The sequence below is a fragment of the Croceicoccus naphthovorans genome (assembly GCF_001028705.1).
GTDB lineage: Bacteria > Pseudomonadota > Alphaproteobacteria > Sphingomonadales > Sphingomonadaceae > Croceicoccus > Croceicoccus naphthovorans.
In genome coordinates, this window is sequence record NZ_CP011770.1 from 826,262 (window position 1) to 839,416 (window position 13,155).

The window sequence follows — 13,155 nt, forward strand, 5'->3', positions numbered from 1 at the left end:
TTGTCGTCGGAAGGTGGACGAGCGGCCCCCTTTTTCGTTCCTGATTTCGTTAGCATTGTGCGGTTCCCCTGTATTTATGGTTAATGCCACTGCGTTCCTCCTGTGTATGTAGCGTTTCCGAGACGGCCATGCAAGCGCGTCTGTCCGGATCGCACGACCTTCACGCTAATCACATCATCTGTCGCCCTCGATAATCATGTCGGGTGAAATCCAACATTTCAAGGGTGTAGTTTGCTGTGCGCGCAAAGGAGCGACCCGTCGTTACTCTCATTTGACACAGGCGCGGCGGATAGCCCGCGCAAGGAAAGTGCAATCAGAGATGCTCCGGGCGATCCTATCGAGGTGCTTGATGTCATCGACGCGGAGGACTTCCCGGCCGTCCCCGGCACGGACCGAGGCGAGGCAGGGATGGATGCCTCCGGCGGTCCCTACGCGGATCGTGGCGGCCTCTTCCGAGGTGCAGCCGTGCCGGAGTGCGGAGGCCCTTACGATGGCTGTGACGACCTCCCTCGCGGTGCAGCGGAGGGGCGTTGTGAGTGGGCTCATGTCCATGATGGGTCTCCTTGATTAAGCCGCGCGCTGAAGCTGGCAGGCTGTTTCGTAGTTGATGGGTCCGCCGAGGCTGGCAGGGCGTTCGAAGCCCCGGTCTTTCAGCCAGCGCAGGGCAAAGGCGCGGGGGTCCTCGGGCCAGCGGCCAGTGCGGAGGAAGTAGCGGTTCTGCTCGACAATCTCGATCTGGACGAGCGCCCCGAACCAAGCGGCCTCAGGCGTGTAGCCGAGGCGGTGGATGATTTCCTCTCGGTGCTTGTCGGCGCACCATTGCTCACCCTTTAGGTCGAACGTGCCTTTCTCGGCATCTTCGAGGTGGATCAGATCGTGCCACGCGCGGAAGGCGTAGTGGGCCTCCGGGTCCCCGACCGTGCAGCCGTGGGCGCTCTCCACGTTGACCGCCACGCGGCCCTCGTTCTGGTAGTACGCAAGGGCGTCAGGCAGGGTGTCCGGTGCGTCCTTAATGGCGTCCCAGCCCTCCGGCATGAGGTCCTTCGCAATGCTCAGGATCAGGCTGTTGAAGCCGGTGCAGAGGGGCTCGGCGGAGCAGTTGTTGATTGCGGTTGGTTCAGCCATCGTAGGGCTCTCCTTTCATGGTTGCTTTGACTTCTTCGACCGCGTGGAAAGCGATCCGGTCGTGTAGGTCGCACGGGTGGTTGAGGGCGATCTTGCGGAGCGCATCGAGGGCGACCGCGAGAGCTTTATCTCGACGACGAGCGTCGGAGCGGGATTTCAGACACGGTGTAGGCATCAGCGCGTCTCCCGGATGGCGGCGATTGCGGCGACGTCGAGATAGGTGACGTCGTCGGGCCGGTTCGATCCGACGCGGCGGAGCCGGACTACGCTGTCGGTCTCGCGGAGGCGTTCAACGGCGTAGCCTGCCATTCGACCACGGCGGCCTCCTACTGTGACCAGAAGGTCTAGCCTAAGAGCGCCCCCTTCCGTGCCCTTTTCGAGGTCCGCCACGGCGAGGCGGAAGTCAGCGGGTTTCATGTGATGGTTCCTTTCGTGATTTTCATGGAAGCGTGAGGTTTACCGACTGAGGTCGGGTAGGACCTCGATCAGTTCGGCGGCGCGCTCCTCAGCCTGAGTCTGCGAGGACGCCAGCACGACGCCCGCGAAGAGGCCCTTGAAGTAGGCGCGGTAGCGGGAGCCACCTTTGCTCTTCTTGGGTTTTGGTATCGAGGCGGCGCGCGTCGGCGGCGGCCCCGGCTCCCGCCATCCGTTATTCAGGAAGGCGAGGAGGTTGGTCTTGTCGGTCGGGACCGTGATGGCCTTCCACGATCCGGCCTTGGAGCCTTCGGCGCGCGTGGCTTTCGCAGCCTCCGCTTGGGTGCCGACATAGCGGCCCTTTGGGGTGACGTAGAGGTTCATCTGGTCTCCTTATCCGACGTTGAGTTCGCGCAGTTCCCGGCGAAGGTTTTCGGTGTGTTCCCAGACAGCGGCGAAGAAGCCGAAGCAGGCGGCGAGGAAGATTACGTTTACGGCGTCAGTCATGTGGTTCCTTTCGGGGAAGTACGGTGTCGATATGGAAGTAGAAGTCGCCATGCTCGGCGCATCGGGCGATGAAGATAGGAAACCCCGTCTCCTCCACCGGAGCGGCCAGCTTGGGCTGGGTCGTCCCGTCCTTGACGGTAAACAGGACTTCGGTCCGGTTACGGCAGTGCGGGCAGGTGATGAAGTCGTTCGGGCCGACGATCTGGATCGCGTTCGGATCATCCATCATGCAGCCTCCTTCAGGTCATCCTGAGCGGCGACGTAGCGGTCCGCGAGGGCGGCCATTCGGCGCAGTTCCTCTTCGGCGGTACGTTTGACCTTTGAGGTTGAACCTTCCGCGTAGAGACGGAGAAGCGCGGGCAGGATTTCCGACCACGTTGGCGTCAGGTCGATGGTTGTGATCTTCGGGTTGTTCATTCAGTCCTCCTCAGGGTTCGTGTGAAAGTGAGCGTCCGGGTAATCCTCGCGGACAAGGCGCTGGGCGTGGCGCAGACCTCTGGCGCGTAGGAAGTAGGCAAGGTCGCCCTCGTCGTTGCCGACCCAGAAGAGAGGGTCGCCAAGGCCCCAATAGGCCCCGCCTTCGTCGTAACCGCCCTCATCGAGCGGGCAGTGGAGCAGGGTCAGCGGCGGATCGTCCGGCAGGACGTCGCCCTGTTGGTGCGAGCGGCGGCCCAAAGGAGCGCCATAGCGGGCGTTTACGGGTGGTGTCGGGTCGATCATGGCGACCTACTTTCGTGACTATCAGGGAAGCGTGAGGATTAGCCGAGCGCGTAACTGCGGGGCTTCTCAGGGCCGAGGCCGAGGACCCCAGCGACGTTGCGCCAGATTTCCTCGCCTTCGGCGTTCGGATCGTCGGCGCGGACAAGGAAAGGCCCAGCGGCCCCTCCGGGCTCGGCGTAAAACCAGACCCCTTGCCGGTAGAGATAGAGGTACTCGGTCCATGCCTCCTTGGCGTCTTCGAAGTAGGCCGCCGCGTTGGCGAACGTCTGAGGTTCGTCCTTGTTCACGGCGTCTGCGAGGGACAGTTCCACGGTCTGTGACAGGGCGGAATAATACCCGCCCGAGGCGACCTCGCGGGCCTGTATCGGGCTTGCGTAGTTCTCGACAAGCGTCTGTCCGACGCCCTCAAGGTAGCCGTCATAGTGGCAATAGCTGGACGTCACGATGCCCGTTTCCGGGTCTTCGTATGCGATGGATGAGCGAGTGCCCATGTCAGTCTCCTTTCGGTTCTAGGGTGATGATGTCGAGGGTGTCGGTCAGGTCGGCCTTGGACCTTAGGAAGAGGACCTGTTTGTCGCCTTGGAGGACATCCTCATCAGCGCAGCGATAGACCGCGAGGCGATAGCCATTCTGGGCCATCCAGATGCGGACAGGCTCAGGGAACCAGTGGTCGATCCCTTCGAGGTCGATGACGCCACAGTAAGCGCGACCGGCAGCGAAGTTCACAGTCAGCTCTCGCCGATCAAACCCCTTGTCGAACCACGGGTTCGGATAGTTTTCGACGTCGTCAGTGTGTGTCTGGCGACCGCTGCGAAGCATCAGGGTCTCGATCATGGCGTAGTCATCCCCGAAGGGGCCGTTGCCTTGATTTGTCTCAATTCGATATACGTTCATGGCTCTCCTCCTTTCATGGAAGCGTGATTAGTTGGCGGTAGGGGTCGAGCGGTGAGCTATGTCGATGTCCACTGCGGCCTTGGCTTCGGCCAGCGTCTCAGGAGCCTCGCCAAGGCAGGGCTCACTCTCAGACGGTGGGAATATCTGGAACACGGTCGCCTCTTCGATAGGACAGACGCGCCAAGCCCCGGTTTCGTAGGGGTCTTTCAGAGGGTCTATTTCGTAGCCCCGGTAATGGATGGTGTGGGTTGACATAACGGGCTCCTCAATTGGCAGTAGGGCTGGGCCGAACGAGGCCCTGCGTGATGGCGGCTTGATACGCGGCGCGGGGCGAGGTCTGGGCGGTGGTCTTCGTGGACGTCTCAGTCATGGATCACGCCCTCCGCTATGAGGGACTGCGCGGTGCGCCCGAACCAGCCCTGAAGGCGGTAGGCGAGGCCGGTGTCGTGGAGATATTGCCAAGCCTCGACTTGCTCGTCTCGGGTGGCGTCGATGAAGCCCTCAGCGCGTCCTGTGGCGGTGTAGGCGTCGAGTGTCGGTTGGGTCATTTGGTTCCTCCTTTCGATTGTCAGAGAAGCCTCCCACTCGGAGAGGCTTGCCGGATAATCGGGGAAGCGTGACTTTAGGCCGCCTCAATCGAGGTCGGCCCAGAGCCAGATCAGGTTCCCGGCGATGGCGACCGGAGTGGCCATCGTGGCGTCGATCAGGGAGACCACGAAGGTCGCGGTAACGGTGAAGCGGATCACATAGGCCCGCTTGGCGTGTTGGCGGGTGAATAGGGCCGGACGTTGCATGGCTCAGACCCCCTCAGGGAGTAGAGCCACGATGCCCAGCGCAAGGCACCCTACGGCGGCCATGTGGTAATCGACCACGCCGACGCCAACGCCCGCGAAGTAGATCAGATGGGCTGGGTTCTCGCCACGGTGGGCGAGGTGGCGGGCGGCCCTAGCGGCGGCCTTCAGGCGGACGAGATAGGTCATGGTGAGTCCTCCGGGATGGTTTGTGGTTGAGCCAGCACAGGCTCAGGTAAGGCCATGCCGTTGCGACGATCATGGCGAGGCCAAAGGCGGCCATTGCGGAAGCGTCAGACATCAGGCTCTCCTAATTTTGATTGTGACTTCGCCATCAGCGATTGCGCGGGCGGCATTCGACAGGACCATCATTGACCAGTCTTCGCCTAGAAAGAGGCCAGCAAGGATGCCCGTAATGAAGTCGCGGTTGCCCGCGCCCCAGCGGTCAATGACGTCGGCATGTTCCGGGCTGACCGAGTTGAGAAGTTCGGCGGCGGCGGTGGCTCCCGGCCCCGTGCCGTTGACGTCAATTTCAGTGACATACTGCATCAGGATTTCCTCTCGTAGTGGCGGTTGGCGACATAGGCCCGGACCGAGGCCATCCGGTCCCGCTCCTCTCGCTGACAGCGCCGGTCAAAGCGCCAGAGCGGATAGGCAGCGAGGCCGCCCAGAAGCGGGATCAGGGTGAAAAGGTCCGCGAGGACGTTCAGGTCAATCGTTTGGGACATCAGATAAACTCCACGTTGGCGGCCGCGGTCGAGACCATGACGGCGTCTTGTCCGAAGATGATTTTGTAGGAGCCAGCGACCATCCGGATGGCCCTCAGGACCTCCTCAGAGCCATCGTGGGCGACCTCTAGGATCGTGGTCGGCTCGGAGATGGTTTCGCCGGTGGCGGCATCGCGCCAGCCGCCGCGCCCGTCGATGACCGTGAAGCCATCCGGGAAGGCGGGGTTGATGGTTTCGTTGCGAAAGCCGATCCATTCGGGATCAGTGACCAAGCCGCCGCTAGGGCGGGCTCGGCCAAACGCTACGCGGGTGATATAGGTGAGTGTCATTGCGTCCTCCATGACATTCATGTAAGCATGACTATCTGGCAGAAGCGCGCAGGTCGCGCCGCTCCATTTCGATCAGCTTGTCGAGGTGGTTGTAGGCGTCCGCATCACCCTGTTGCAGGGCGTCTTCGCGGGCTTTGAAAAGCATTGAAATGCGGTTCATTCGATCCTCCTATGGTATCCGTGGAGGGCGGTTGGGAGACGCCTCAGGAGGACGTTTGGACGCCCCCCCACGGATACCCCGCCGTTGCTACGCGGCGGTAAATATCCAGTAGGCGTTAGGGCTGGACTTCCGGTCGTCCTGCCAGCCAAGGCGCGCTTCTTCTGCATCACGACGCGCCCCGCCTACGGTATCCCCTTGGGATCGAACCTCGGGGGAGGCAGGGACCTTAGTGGCTCTTGGCTTGCGCCTTACCCTGCATCTCTCGCCCTCCTACCGTGCCAGCCAGTCTCGTCTGAAACCTCGACCTCGGAGGGCGGGGTCCCCCTATTTGCTTGGCCGGGGACCGTTGCTGCGATGTGTCCCTAATATGCATTTCCCAGATCGTAATGCAAGCATGAAAGTCATGGAACCGTGATAATAATGGATAAGAGGTTGATACTTAAGGAAACTTTCTAGGTCCGCTAGGGTGCCTTCGCCCGCCAGATCGTGCCATAATGGCGCAATGACAGACATCTCAAAGCCCCGCTCTGGCCGCCTATCTCCCCTTCAAGCCCTCGCCATCGTCGCCGCTACGGTCGCCGCATTGGTCCCCTATGGGATCGAGGCGGGCGCGCCGCTAGGGATCGGCATGGTCGCCCTATACGCGCTTGCAGGGGCCGTTCCGTTTGCCCTTGTGGCTCTGGCCGTGGGCTGGGCTGGAAGGTCCGTTTGGGCTGGGCTGGCGGTTCCTATGGTTGTCCTAGGGGTTAACCTGTGGGCGGCCCTCGGCTGAAAACAAAAACGCAGGGGCCAAGGCAAGCAAGGCCGAAACAAACGGGAGACAGCCCGCACACGCGCGCAAGGGGCCGCCACGGTCGCCATCAGGCCCCGCTAGGTGCGTCAAGTGGCACGCGTTCTGCCATCGTATTGGCTCAATCCCTAGGCTCAAGTGACGGGTGCGCCAGCAAACCGCGCCAAATGCCGCCGTGCAGCCCCCTGCCTGTGCGCTTTGAGAGCCTCTTGAGGTCCGGGCCGCAGCCCGTAGGGCTGGGCACCCCTATGGGGGAAGCGTATAGTTTCGCGCGTATATACGGCGGTTCGGAAATCTGCACCAAAATCAATCCCCTCAGGAGAGCCCCTAGGGAGCCCGCTGAGAGCCATCTGGGAAATCAGGCCTCGCCATACCGGAGCCCTCCCTAATGACGCCTGACGAGCATCCTTACCGGATATGCAGGGATGTCTGACGTTCTGGGGAGCGTGACTTCGTCTCAGGCGGGAGGAACTCCCTTCCAAGACCTCCAATTCAAGGGGTCTGAGAGGGGAGGTGGCAATATAACTTCCACTCCTAGGGGGAAAGGGACCCTTAAGGGTTATCTCTAAGGGACCCATAGGGTTCCCCCTAGAGCTTCAGTATAGGGGTTATATTAGAGCTTCTACCTTAAGGGACCCATAGGGAGGCCACTCAGTGCCGCCAGCCCTTCTCGCCGGAGATATGTGCGTTCTCATGGCACAGCACATAGGCGTACCAATCCGTCTCCGCGTAGAGGCACGGGTCGGGCATGATGAGGACCCCTTGATCCTTCCCGGTCTGGGCCGCGCAGGCGATGATGCGGGACCCCGGAGGGATCGGATGGCCGAGGTTAGGGCGACACGCTATGTTCACGACGTCCGGGTGAGCGAACAGGATCGTCGGCTTCACCTTCGAGGACCGGAACTGGACCGGAGGGAGGTGCGGATCGGTCGGGTCGGTGAAGTCCGGAGCGTTGATCGTCGGTGTTGGCGGGGCGGCCACAGCGGTCGCCACGGGGGCCACTAGCAGCGCCGCGAACAGCGCCACTAGCATGCTCTTGATGTAGTTCATTGAGTTTCCTTGAGGGGACCCTAGCGTCTCCGTCCACGGCCTCTGCGGCGGTGGCCTGCCTGAGCGGGCTGTCCGAAGATGCGGCTCTCGAATATCTTGCGTTCGAACTCCTCATCTGCCTTGCGCTTGCGCTCGGCCTCGGCCTCTCGGGCGTCGAGGTTGAGGTAGTCCTGCCAGTACGAGATGGCGTTGCTCAGGACGTCCACGCGGTCATCATGGCGCAGAGCGCCTCGGGCGTGGTGGAGGTGGGTCAGTTGGTACAGCCCGGACCTTTCGAGACCCACAGTGGACCCTTTGGTCCTCATACGGCGGGCGCTCTCGATGTCCTCGCGGGCGGCTTCGGTGTCCATAACGAGCCGGTGCGACTTCAGGACAGGTAGGAGGTTGTTGATGATCCGGACTTCTTTCTGACCGGAGACCTTATGGTTCTCTAGGGCGGCCTTGACGCCAGCCCTTCGGAGGTGCGGCTCAAGCAGGCGGGAGAACATCCCGTCGCCAAAGTTGCCCTCGACCCTGATGAGGGAGACGTTCTCGTCCTTAGCGATCCGGGCAAGGGCCGCTAAGGTCGTGTCTCCGTGGCCGTCCACGTAGCCGCCCCACTTCCTCAGGTAGATATACCCGTTGAGGAACTTGGTAACAGCGTAGGCGGTCTCGTCCGTGCCGGAGCCGGAAGGGTCAATCTCAAGGAGCGTCCCGGTGTATTTCAGGAACTCCTTGGCGCGGTACATCGGCGCATGGAGCCGGTCGCCGTCGAAACCAACATTGTCGATGTCCTTATGGACCAACTCGGGGCTGCTGCCCCACGCCACACGCTCCGGCGCAACGCTGTCGGCGGTGTCCATGACGATCAGGTCACGGCCCTTGAGGGGGAACTTGTCGGCATCGCTCAGGCTCGTGTCGAGCATGAACTGAAGCGTGAAGCCTGCCGCGCCCCATTCCGTCTCGCGCTCCATGAGGTCCATGTCGTCGAACCTGTCGGGGTCCGTGGGGGAGCCTCCGAGGGACGATGCGACCGGCTTTGCGAGCGCGGGGTCTGCCTCAAGGTCCTCGCGCAGCATGGGCGCTAGGTCGTCGTAGAGGTGCATCTTCTTCGCCAGCGGGTAGCGGGCGGGCCAGATGCGCATTTCGTAGCCCTTCTCGCGCAGGCCCCGGTAGATCGAGGCCATCGACTGAAAGGTGCCGAGGATGATCGTCTCACCCCCCGGCTTCAGGATCGCGGCGGCCTCGCCCATGCGGTCCACCAGCTTCTCACGAAGCGCCTCCGTCTCGGAGTTCTTGGGGACCTCGACGTCGTCAAAGAGCATGACGTCGCCGCGCCCGCCCGTCATCTGTCCAGTGATCCCGAAGGCGGCCACTGACGGGTCCTTGGAGGGGCCTGCTGGGCCGACGTCGAACTCAAGGGTCGAGTTCTTCTGCCCGGAGCGGGCCTGAAGGTTCGACCACGGGACCACCTCGCGGGTGATGACGTCCTCGGAGCCGATGAGGGTGTGGATGAAGGAGGCGATCTTGTGAGCGAAACGCTCGTTTGCGGAGACCACCATGATCTTGAGGTCCGGCTCACGCCAGAGCCGCCAGACGATGTAGGCCGCCGTCAGGAATGTCTTACCGACGCCCCGGAAGGCCGCGATGAAGCGGCGGCGGGGGCCGTTGGCAAGGAAGTCTGCGATGTCCCTCTGGATGCGCGTAGGCTTCGGGAGGCTCAGCACCCGGACCCAGACGTAAGCTAAGAAGAGGAGGAAGCTATCCTTGAGCCGCTCCTCTGGGGTCATCTTGGTCGGCTCGCTCACTCGGAGACGTAAGCCAGTATTTGTGTGGAGGGATCGACGGAGTAGCTCAGGTAGCTCTCGGTCCCATCGATCAGTCGAGGGATGAGGGGGCTGACCGATGGCGGCGTCTAGGTCCTTCTCGCGGACAATGGCGCCGTCAGAGAAATCTACGATAGGGGAGCTAACCGGGGTCCTGCGAAACAAGACCACTTCCGCTCCATTGGCGGGGGCCGTGTCGAGGTCAACCAAGCTGGCATTGATGAAGGTGTAGGAGGTATCGACGCCATCGACTTCGACATAGACGTTCGCCGGATCATCGTATGAGAACGTGATGTTGAACTGCGTCGTGGCCCCGTCTCCGATGTATTGAGAGAGGGTACTCATGCTTCTCCTTTGAAAAACGAAAAAAGCCCCCTTCCCGGCGTGGGGAAGGGGGCTTCATGGGAGGTTTTGTTATGCCATATCGTGCTATGGGGAGCTTCTACGTCTCCTAGTAGTGGAAGTTATATGTCACGCTCCCCGGAATAAGGGGGAAGCCAGAGCTTCGGGCGTTCATTCTCATAGTCTTCGTACTGTAGGATGCGGGCTAGGCGGGCTTGCACCACCGCCTCGGCCTCAGTCTGTCCTGCCTTGTGGAAGGCGGAGATGACCCATTCCCATGCCTCTTCTTCGTCGTCCGCTTCGAGGACGGCTTCAGCATAATGGGACTTGGGGCCGACCCTGAAGGCTCCCTTATATCCATCGGTCTGGTCGCCAACGATGGCCTGCCAGAAGTGAAAGCGCCACGCTTGCGTCGGCGTCACGTTGTAGATGATCGGCCGCTTACTCCATGCCCCGCTCTTGGTGGTCTGCCTGTGTGGCATGTAGAGCTTTCCGGGGATCGTCAGCATGTCCTTGTCGGCACTCACGATGATCCGCTCATCGGACCGCTCAGGGTCCGTGGCGATAATCCCCATGACGTCATCCGCTTCCAGCGTGGGCCGCTCCTCGACGTCGTAGGTCTCCCGCAACCAATCCTTCAGAGGGTATAGCTGCTGAGGCCTCTCGGAGGTGCGATGCTCCTTGTAGGTGGAGTCGATGCGGTCCTTGCGGAAGCTCGAAAAGTCGTCAGACAGGCAGACGATAAGCTCGTCCACCTTCAGCCGGTCGATCAGGCGGTTGATCTGGTCCTCGGCTTTCTCGATGGCGTCGTCTAGGTCTGCCGATATGGCAGGCGTTCCGTCGTCGGAGGGGAAGTCATAGGACCGTTGGGTCGCGGCGGAGGACATGAAGGCGAGGAGGTCGGCGTCTAGGAGGACGGTTCGGGTCATAGGCTCTCCTTTGCTTGTCGATACAGTCGGTTGAGCTTCCCCGGCTCGGGATGTCGCCAGACCCAAGACCCCGTGTGGGGCTGGAAGTTGGCGCGGAACCAAGCGTCGAGGTCGGGCCGTCCGGTATCGACCGATAGGTCAACCTTCAGGGCCTCCTCATCGAAGACCCCATCGGGGACCAGCGGGTTGCTCTTTATCTCGTAGGCGTAGGCCCAGACGGCCAGCTTGATGCGGCGTCGGCGCTCCCGCTCGACGGGAGAGCCCACGGCTTCAGTTCGGCCACTCCACGCTCCCGGATGATGCGCCGGGGGAGGTCGTTGGCTTGGCTCATGGGGCGGCTCCGGAACGCCCGCCCCATCGGCGGATAAGCTGTAACCGTGGTGTGAAGGCCGCCTTGTCGAGGTAGGCGTCGGCAGCCACTGATGGCTGCGATGATGGACGATAGCGAGCAGCAGGGAGCGAGTGGTCATACGAGTGGTCATACGAGCGGTCGTATGAGTGCTCGCATAGAGGTCGTCGGGCGCGTTTCCGGGCGCCGGCGCTGGACGGTGGACCAGAAGCTGGCGATGCTGCGCGATGCGTTTGGGCCTGATGGTTCGGTGCGCTCGGCCTGCGAACGGCACGAGGTGAGCAGCGGACAGCTGTACACGTGGCGGCGATTGGCGATGTCGGGCGAGTTGACCGGCACAAGACCCTCGTTCCAGCGCTATCCGGGGCGAGCTTTGCCGAGGTCGCCTTGGCCGAGCCGGCAGCTACGGCCGCAGTGTCATCGCCACCGGGATCTGCGCCGAACGGTCGGATCGGCATCGAGCTTCCTTCCGGAGTAAAGCTGACCGTCGATCAGACGGTCGATGCCGATGCGCTGGCGCGGGTGCTTGGCGTGCTCGCCCGATGATCCCGCTTCCGCCTTCGACCCCGCATTTACCTCGCTTGCGGTGCGACCGACATGCGCAAGGGCTTCGACGGTCTCGCTGTTCTGGCGCAGCAGGTGCTGAAGCAAAGCCCGCATTCCGGCGCCTTGTTCGCCTTTCGCGGCAAGCGCGGCGATCTGGTCAAGCTGCTATGGTACGATGGCCAGGGACTGTGCCTGTTTTCCAAGCGCATGGATCGCGGCCGCTTTGTCTGGCCGATGACGAAGACCGGTAGCGTAAGCCTTACCGCGGCGCAGCTTTCAATGCTGCTGGAAGGTATCGACTGGCGCCGTCCGGAGCGCACCGCGGCCCCGCTTTCTGGCGGGATAAAAACGGCAGTTTCGTGGCGGTTTGTCTGGCATTGAGCGTCCCGATCCGCTAGAGGATGGAGGTGCCAGAGCAAGCTTCTTCTCACATGGACAAGGACGCCCGGATCGCCGAGCTGGAAGTAGCTCTTGGCGGCTCGCGACACGCTGATCGAGACACTCCGCTTCCAGCTTTCCCAGCTCAGGCGGATGAGCTTCGGCCAGTCCTCCGAGAAGCTTTCCAGCCAGATAGAACAGCTCGAGCTGACGCTGGAAGAACTGGAGGGCGAAGCCGAGCTCGTCGATGCCCACAAGGATGTGCCAGCCACGAGCAGGCGCAATGCGCCGGTCCGCAGCCTCCCGCCCATCTGCCCCGCACCGAGCGTCGGATCGAACCCGAAGCCGGCTGCTGCGCCTGCCCGGATTGCGGCGGCGCGCTTCGTGCGCTTGGACAGGACAGCGACGAGATGCTCGATGTGGCACCGGTGCAGTGGCGCGTCATCCGCACCGTTCGGCCCAAGTATTCCTGCCGGTCCTGCGAGAAGATCGTCCAGGCAAGGGCCCCTGTGAAGGCGATTGCGCGCGGCAAGGCCAGCTTTGCCACGCTTGCCCATGTGGTCGTGAACAAGTTCGATCACCACCTGCCGCTCTACCGTCAGGCCGAGATGATGGCGGCGCAGGGGATCGATATCGACCGCTCGACCCTCGCCGGTTGGACAGGCCAGGCCGCTGCGCTGCTCGATCCGATCGTCGCCCGTATCGCGAAGAAGGCCTCAAGGCCGGCAAGCTGCACACCGATGATACGCCGGTGCCGATGCTCGTGCCCGCAAGGGCAAGACTGCGCAAGCCAGGCTGTGGACCTATGTCGTCGATGATCGCGCCTCGGCGCCGCGCCGCGGTCCGGCGCTGGTCTGGTATCGGTTCACCCCCGATCGAAGCGGCGTCCATCCCCAAGGCGAGCTCAAGACCTTCACCGGTCTGCTTCAGGCCGACGGCTATGCCGGTTACGACAAGCTCTATCAGGGGAACCGTATCAGCGAGGTTGCCTGCTGGGCACATTTCCGCCGCAAGATCTTCGAGAACCATCAGACCAGCCCGACCCCGCTGACCACCGACCTGCTCGAGCGGATCGCCGATCTCTACCGGATCGAAGAGGAGATACGAGGCGAGCCGCCCGATATCCGACGGCAACATCGGCAGGAGCAAAGCGCCCGCAGGTCGACGAGCTGCGCATCGTGATCGACGACGCGCTGCGCCTACTGTCGCCTAAATCGGCATGGCCAAGGCGCTTGCCTATGGTCGCAAGCGCTGGGCCAGCGCTCACCCGCTATCTCGACGAGGGCACAGCCGAGATA

Annotated in this window: 23 protein-coding genes and 3 pseudogenes; 6 read left to right on the plus strand and 20 right to left on the minus strand. The window is 62.4% G+C overall.

Going from position 1 to position 13,155, the window contains the following annotated elements; all coding sequences use genetic code 11:
- Positions 1 to 567: 567 nt before the first annotated feature.
- The 20 genes from AB433_RS04190 to AB433_RS04275 form a co-directional block, all read right to left on the minus strand.
- On the minus strand, positions 568 to 1,125 hold the full coding sequence (locus AB433_RS04190; protein ID WP_156170666.1) for a hypothetical protein: 558 nt from the start codon (positions 1,123 to 1,125) through the stop codon (positions 568 to 570).
- A gap of 174 nt (positions 1,126 to 1,299) precedes the next feature.
- Positions 1,300 to 1,542, minus strand: a complete 243-nt coding sequence (locus AB433_RS20350) for a hypothetical protein (protein ID WP_156170667.1) — start codon at positions 1,540 to 1,542, stop codon at positions 1,300 to 1,302.
- Between the two features lie 39 nt (positions 1,543 to 1,581).
- Positions 1,582 to 1,923, minus strand: coding sequence for a hypothetical protein (locus AB433_RS04195; protein WP_047820056.1), 342 nt, complete (start codon positions 1,921 to 1,923; stop codon positions 1,582 to 1,584).
- A 115-nt stretch (positions 1,924 to 2,038) separates the two neighbouring features.
- Positions 2,039 to 2,272, minus strand: a complete 234-nt coding sequence (locus AB433_RS04200) for a hypothetical protein (RefSeq protein WP_047820057.1) — start codon at positions 2,270 to 2,272, stop codon at positions 2,039 to 2,041.
- Complete coding sequence (locus AB433_RS04205) at positions 2,272 to 2,463, minus strand: hypothetical protein (RefSeq protein WP_047820058.1); 192 nt, start codon at positions 2,461 to 2,463, stop codon at positions 2,272 to 2,274. Before AB433_RS04205 ends, AB433_RS04200 begins: the two co-directional genes overlap by 1 nt.
- A complete protein-coding gene (locus AB433_RS04210) occupies positions 2,464 to 2,766 on the minus strand; it encodes a hypothetical protein (RefSeq protein ID WP_047820059.1) in 303 nt (100 codons plus the stop codon).
- Positions 2,767 to 2,804: 38 nt separating this feature from the next.
- Positions 2,805 to 3,257: a hypothetical protein gene (locus tag AB433_RS19320; RefSeq protein ID WP_053058971.1), complete on the minus strand. Its 453-nt coding sequence runs from the start codon at positions 3,255 to 3,257 to the stop codon at positions 2,805 to 2,807.
- Between the two features lies 1 nt (position 3,258).
- On the minus strand, positions 3,259 to 3,660 hold the full coding sequence (locus tag AB433_RS04220) for a hypothetical protein (protein ID WP_047820060.1): 402 nt from the start codon (positions 3,658 to 3,660) through the stop codon (positions 3,259 to 3,261).
- A gap of 27 nt (positions 3,661 to 3,687) precedes the next feature.
- The gene (locus AB433_RS04225; protein ID WP_047820061.1) at positions 3,688 to 3,915 is read right to left on the minus strand and encodes a hypothetical protein; all 228 of its coding nucleotides are present in this window, start codon (positions 3,913 to 3,915) and stop codon (positions 3,688 to 3,690) included.
- 107 nt (positions 3,916 to 4,022) lie between these two features.
- Positions 4,023 to 4,208: a DUF7417 domain-containing protein gene (locus AB433_RS04230; protein ID WP_047820062.1), complete on the minus strand. Its 186-nt coding sequence runs from the start codon at positions 4,206 to 4,208 to the stop codon at positions 4,023 to 4,025.
- Positions 4,209 to 4,292: 84 nt separating this feature from the next.
- On the minus strand, positions 4,293 to 4,454 hold the full coding sequence (locus AB433_RS20355; protein WP_156170668.1) for a hypothetical protein: 162 nt from the start codon (positions 4,452 to 4,454) through the stop codon (positions 4,293 to 4,295).
- A 3-nt stretch (positions 4,455 to 4,457) separates the two neighbouring features.
- Entirely contained in the window at positions 4,458 to 4,640 is a 183-nt protein-coding gene (locus tag AB433_RS04235; protein WP_047820063.1) for a hypothetical protein, read from the minus strand.
- A 111-nt stretch (positions 4,641 to 4,751) separates the two neighbouring features.
- Positions 4,752 to 5,000, minus strand: a complete 249-nt coding sequence (locus AB433_RS04240; protein WP_047820064.1) for a hypothetical protein — start codon at positions 4,998 to 5,000, stop codon at positions 4,752 to 4,754.
- Positions 5,000 to 5,179, minus strand: coding sequence for a hypothetical protein (locus tag AB433_RS04245; protein ID WP_047820065.1), 180 nt, complete (start codon positions 5,177 to 5,179; stop codon positions 5,000 to 5,002). The genes AB433_RS04240 and AB433_RS04245 overlap by 1 nt, the downstream gene beginning before the upstream one ends.
- On the minus strand, positions 5,179 to 5,508 hold the full coding sequence (locus AB433_RS04250) for a DUF3574 domain-containing protein (RefSeq protein WP_169749300.1): 330 nt from the start codon (positions 5,506 to 5,508) through the stop codon (positions 5,179 to 5,181). Before AB433_RS04250 ends, AB433_RS04245 begins: the two co-directional genes overlap by 1 nt.
- Positions 5,509 to 5,539: 31 nt before the next feature.
- Entirely contained in the window at positions 5,540 to 5,668 is a 129-nt protein-coding gene (locus tag AB433_RS21515) for a hypothetical protein (protein WP_260181981.1), read from the minus strand.
- A gap of 1,441 nt (positions 5,669 to 7,109) precedes the next feature.
- Positions 7,110 to 7,508: a hypothetical protein gene (locus tag AB433_RS19325; RefSeq protein ID WP_053058973.1), complete on the minus strand. Its 399-nt coding sequence runs from the start codon at positions 7,506 to 7,508 to the stop codon at positions 7,110 to 7,112.
- A 20-nt stretch (positions 7,509 to 7,528) separates the two neighbouring features.
- The gene (gene terL / locus AB433_RS04265; RefSeq protein ID WP_053058974.1) at positions 7,529 to 9,658 is read right to left on the minus strand and encodes a phage terminase large subunit; all 2,130 of its coding nucleotides are present in this window, start codon (positions 9,656 to 9,658) and stop codon (positions 7,529 to 7,531) included.
- A 119-nt stretch (positions 9,659 to 9,777) separates the two neighbouring features.
- Positions 9,778 to 10,584 (minus strand): hypothetical protein, encoded by an 807-nt coding sequence (locus AB433_RS04270; RefSeq protein ID WP_047820068.1) that lies wholly within the window; start codon positions 10,582 to 10,584, stop codon positions 9,778 to 9,780.
- Positions 10,581 to 10,850 carry a hypothetical protein gene (locus AB433_RS04275; RefSeq protein ID WP_047820069.1) on the minus strand — a complete coding sequence of 90 codons (270 nt, stop codon included), beginning with the start codon at positions 10,848 to 10,850 and terminating at the stop codon, positions 10,581 to 10,583. The genes AB433_RS04270 and AB433_RS04275 overlap by 4 nt, the downstream gene beginning before the upstream one ends.
- Before the next feature lie 300 nt (positions 10,851 to 11,150).
- On the opposite strand from AB433_RS04275, the pseudogene AB433_RS21175 reads away from it, so the two are divergent.
- The 6 genes and pseudogenes from AB433_RS21175 to AB433_RS21745 all read left to right on the plus strand — a co-directional run.
- A pseudogene (locus AB433_RS21175) lies at positions 11,151 to 11,204 on the plus strand (transposase); the annotation flags it as partial.
- A gap of 29 nt (positions 11,205 to 11,233) precedes the next feature.
- On the plus strand, positions 11,234 to 11,479 hold the full coding sequence (locus AB433_RS21180) for a hypothetical protein (RefSeq protein ID WP_245626742.1): 246 nt from the start codon (positions 11,234 to 11,236) through the stop codon (positions 11,477 to 11,479).
- A pseudogene (tnpB, locus tag AB433_RS04285) lies at positions 11,476 to 11,860 on the plus strand (IS66 family insertion sequence element accessory protein TnpB). The gene AB433_RS21180 and the pseudogene tnpB overlap by 4 nt, the downstream one beginning before the upstream one ends.
- A 150-nt stretch (positions 11,861 to 12,010) precedes the next feature.
- Positions 12,011 to 12,370, plus strand: a complete 360-nt coding sequence (locus AB433_RS21625) for an IS66 family transposase (RefSeq protein ID WP_342670057.1) — start codon at positions 12,011 to 12,013, stop codon at positions 12,368 to 12,370.
- Positions 12,268 to 12,675: an IS66 family transposase gene (locus tag AB433_RS21630; RefSeq protein WP_342670034.1), complete on the plus strand. Its 408-nt coding sequence runs from the start codon at positions 12,268 to 12,270 to the stop codon at positions 12,673 to 12,675. Before AB433_RS21625 ends, AB433_RS21630 begins: the two co-directional genes overlap by 103 nt.
- Positions 12,653 to 13,143 (plus strand): annotated as a pseudogene (locus AB433_RS21745) (IS66 family transposase); the annotation flags it as partial. The gene AB433_RS21630 and the pseudogene AB433_RS21745, both read left to right, overlap by 23 nt.
- Positions 13,144 to 13,155: the final 12 nt, after the last annotated feature.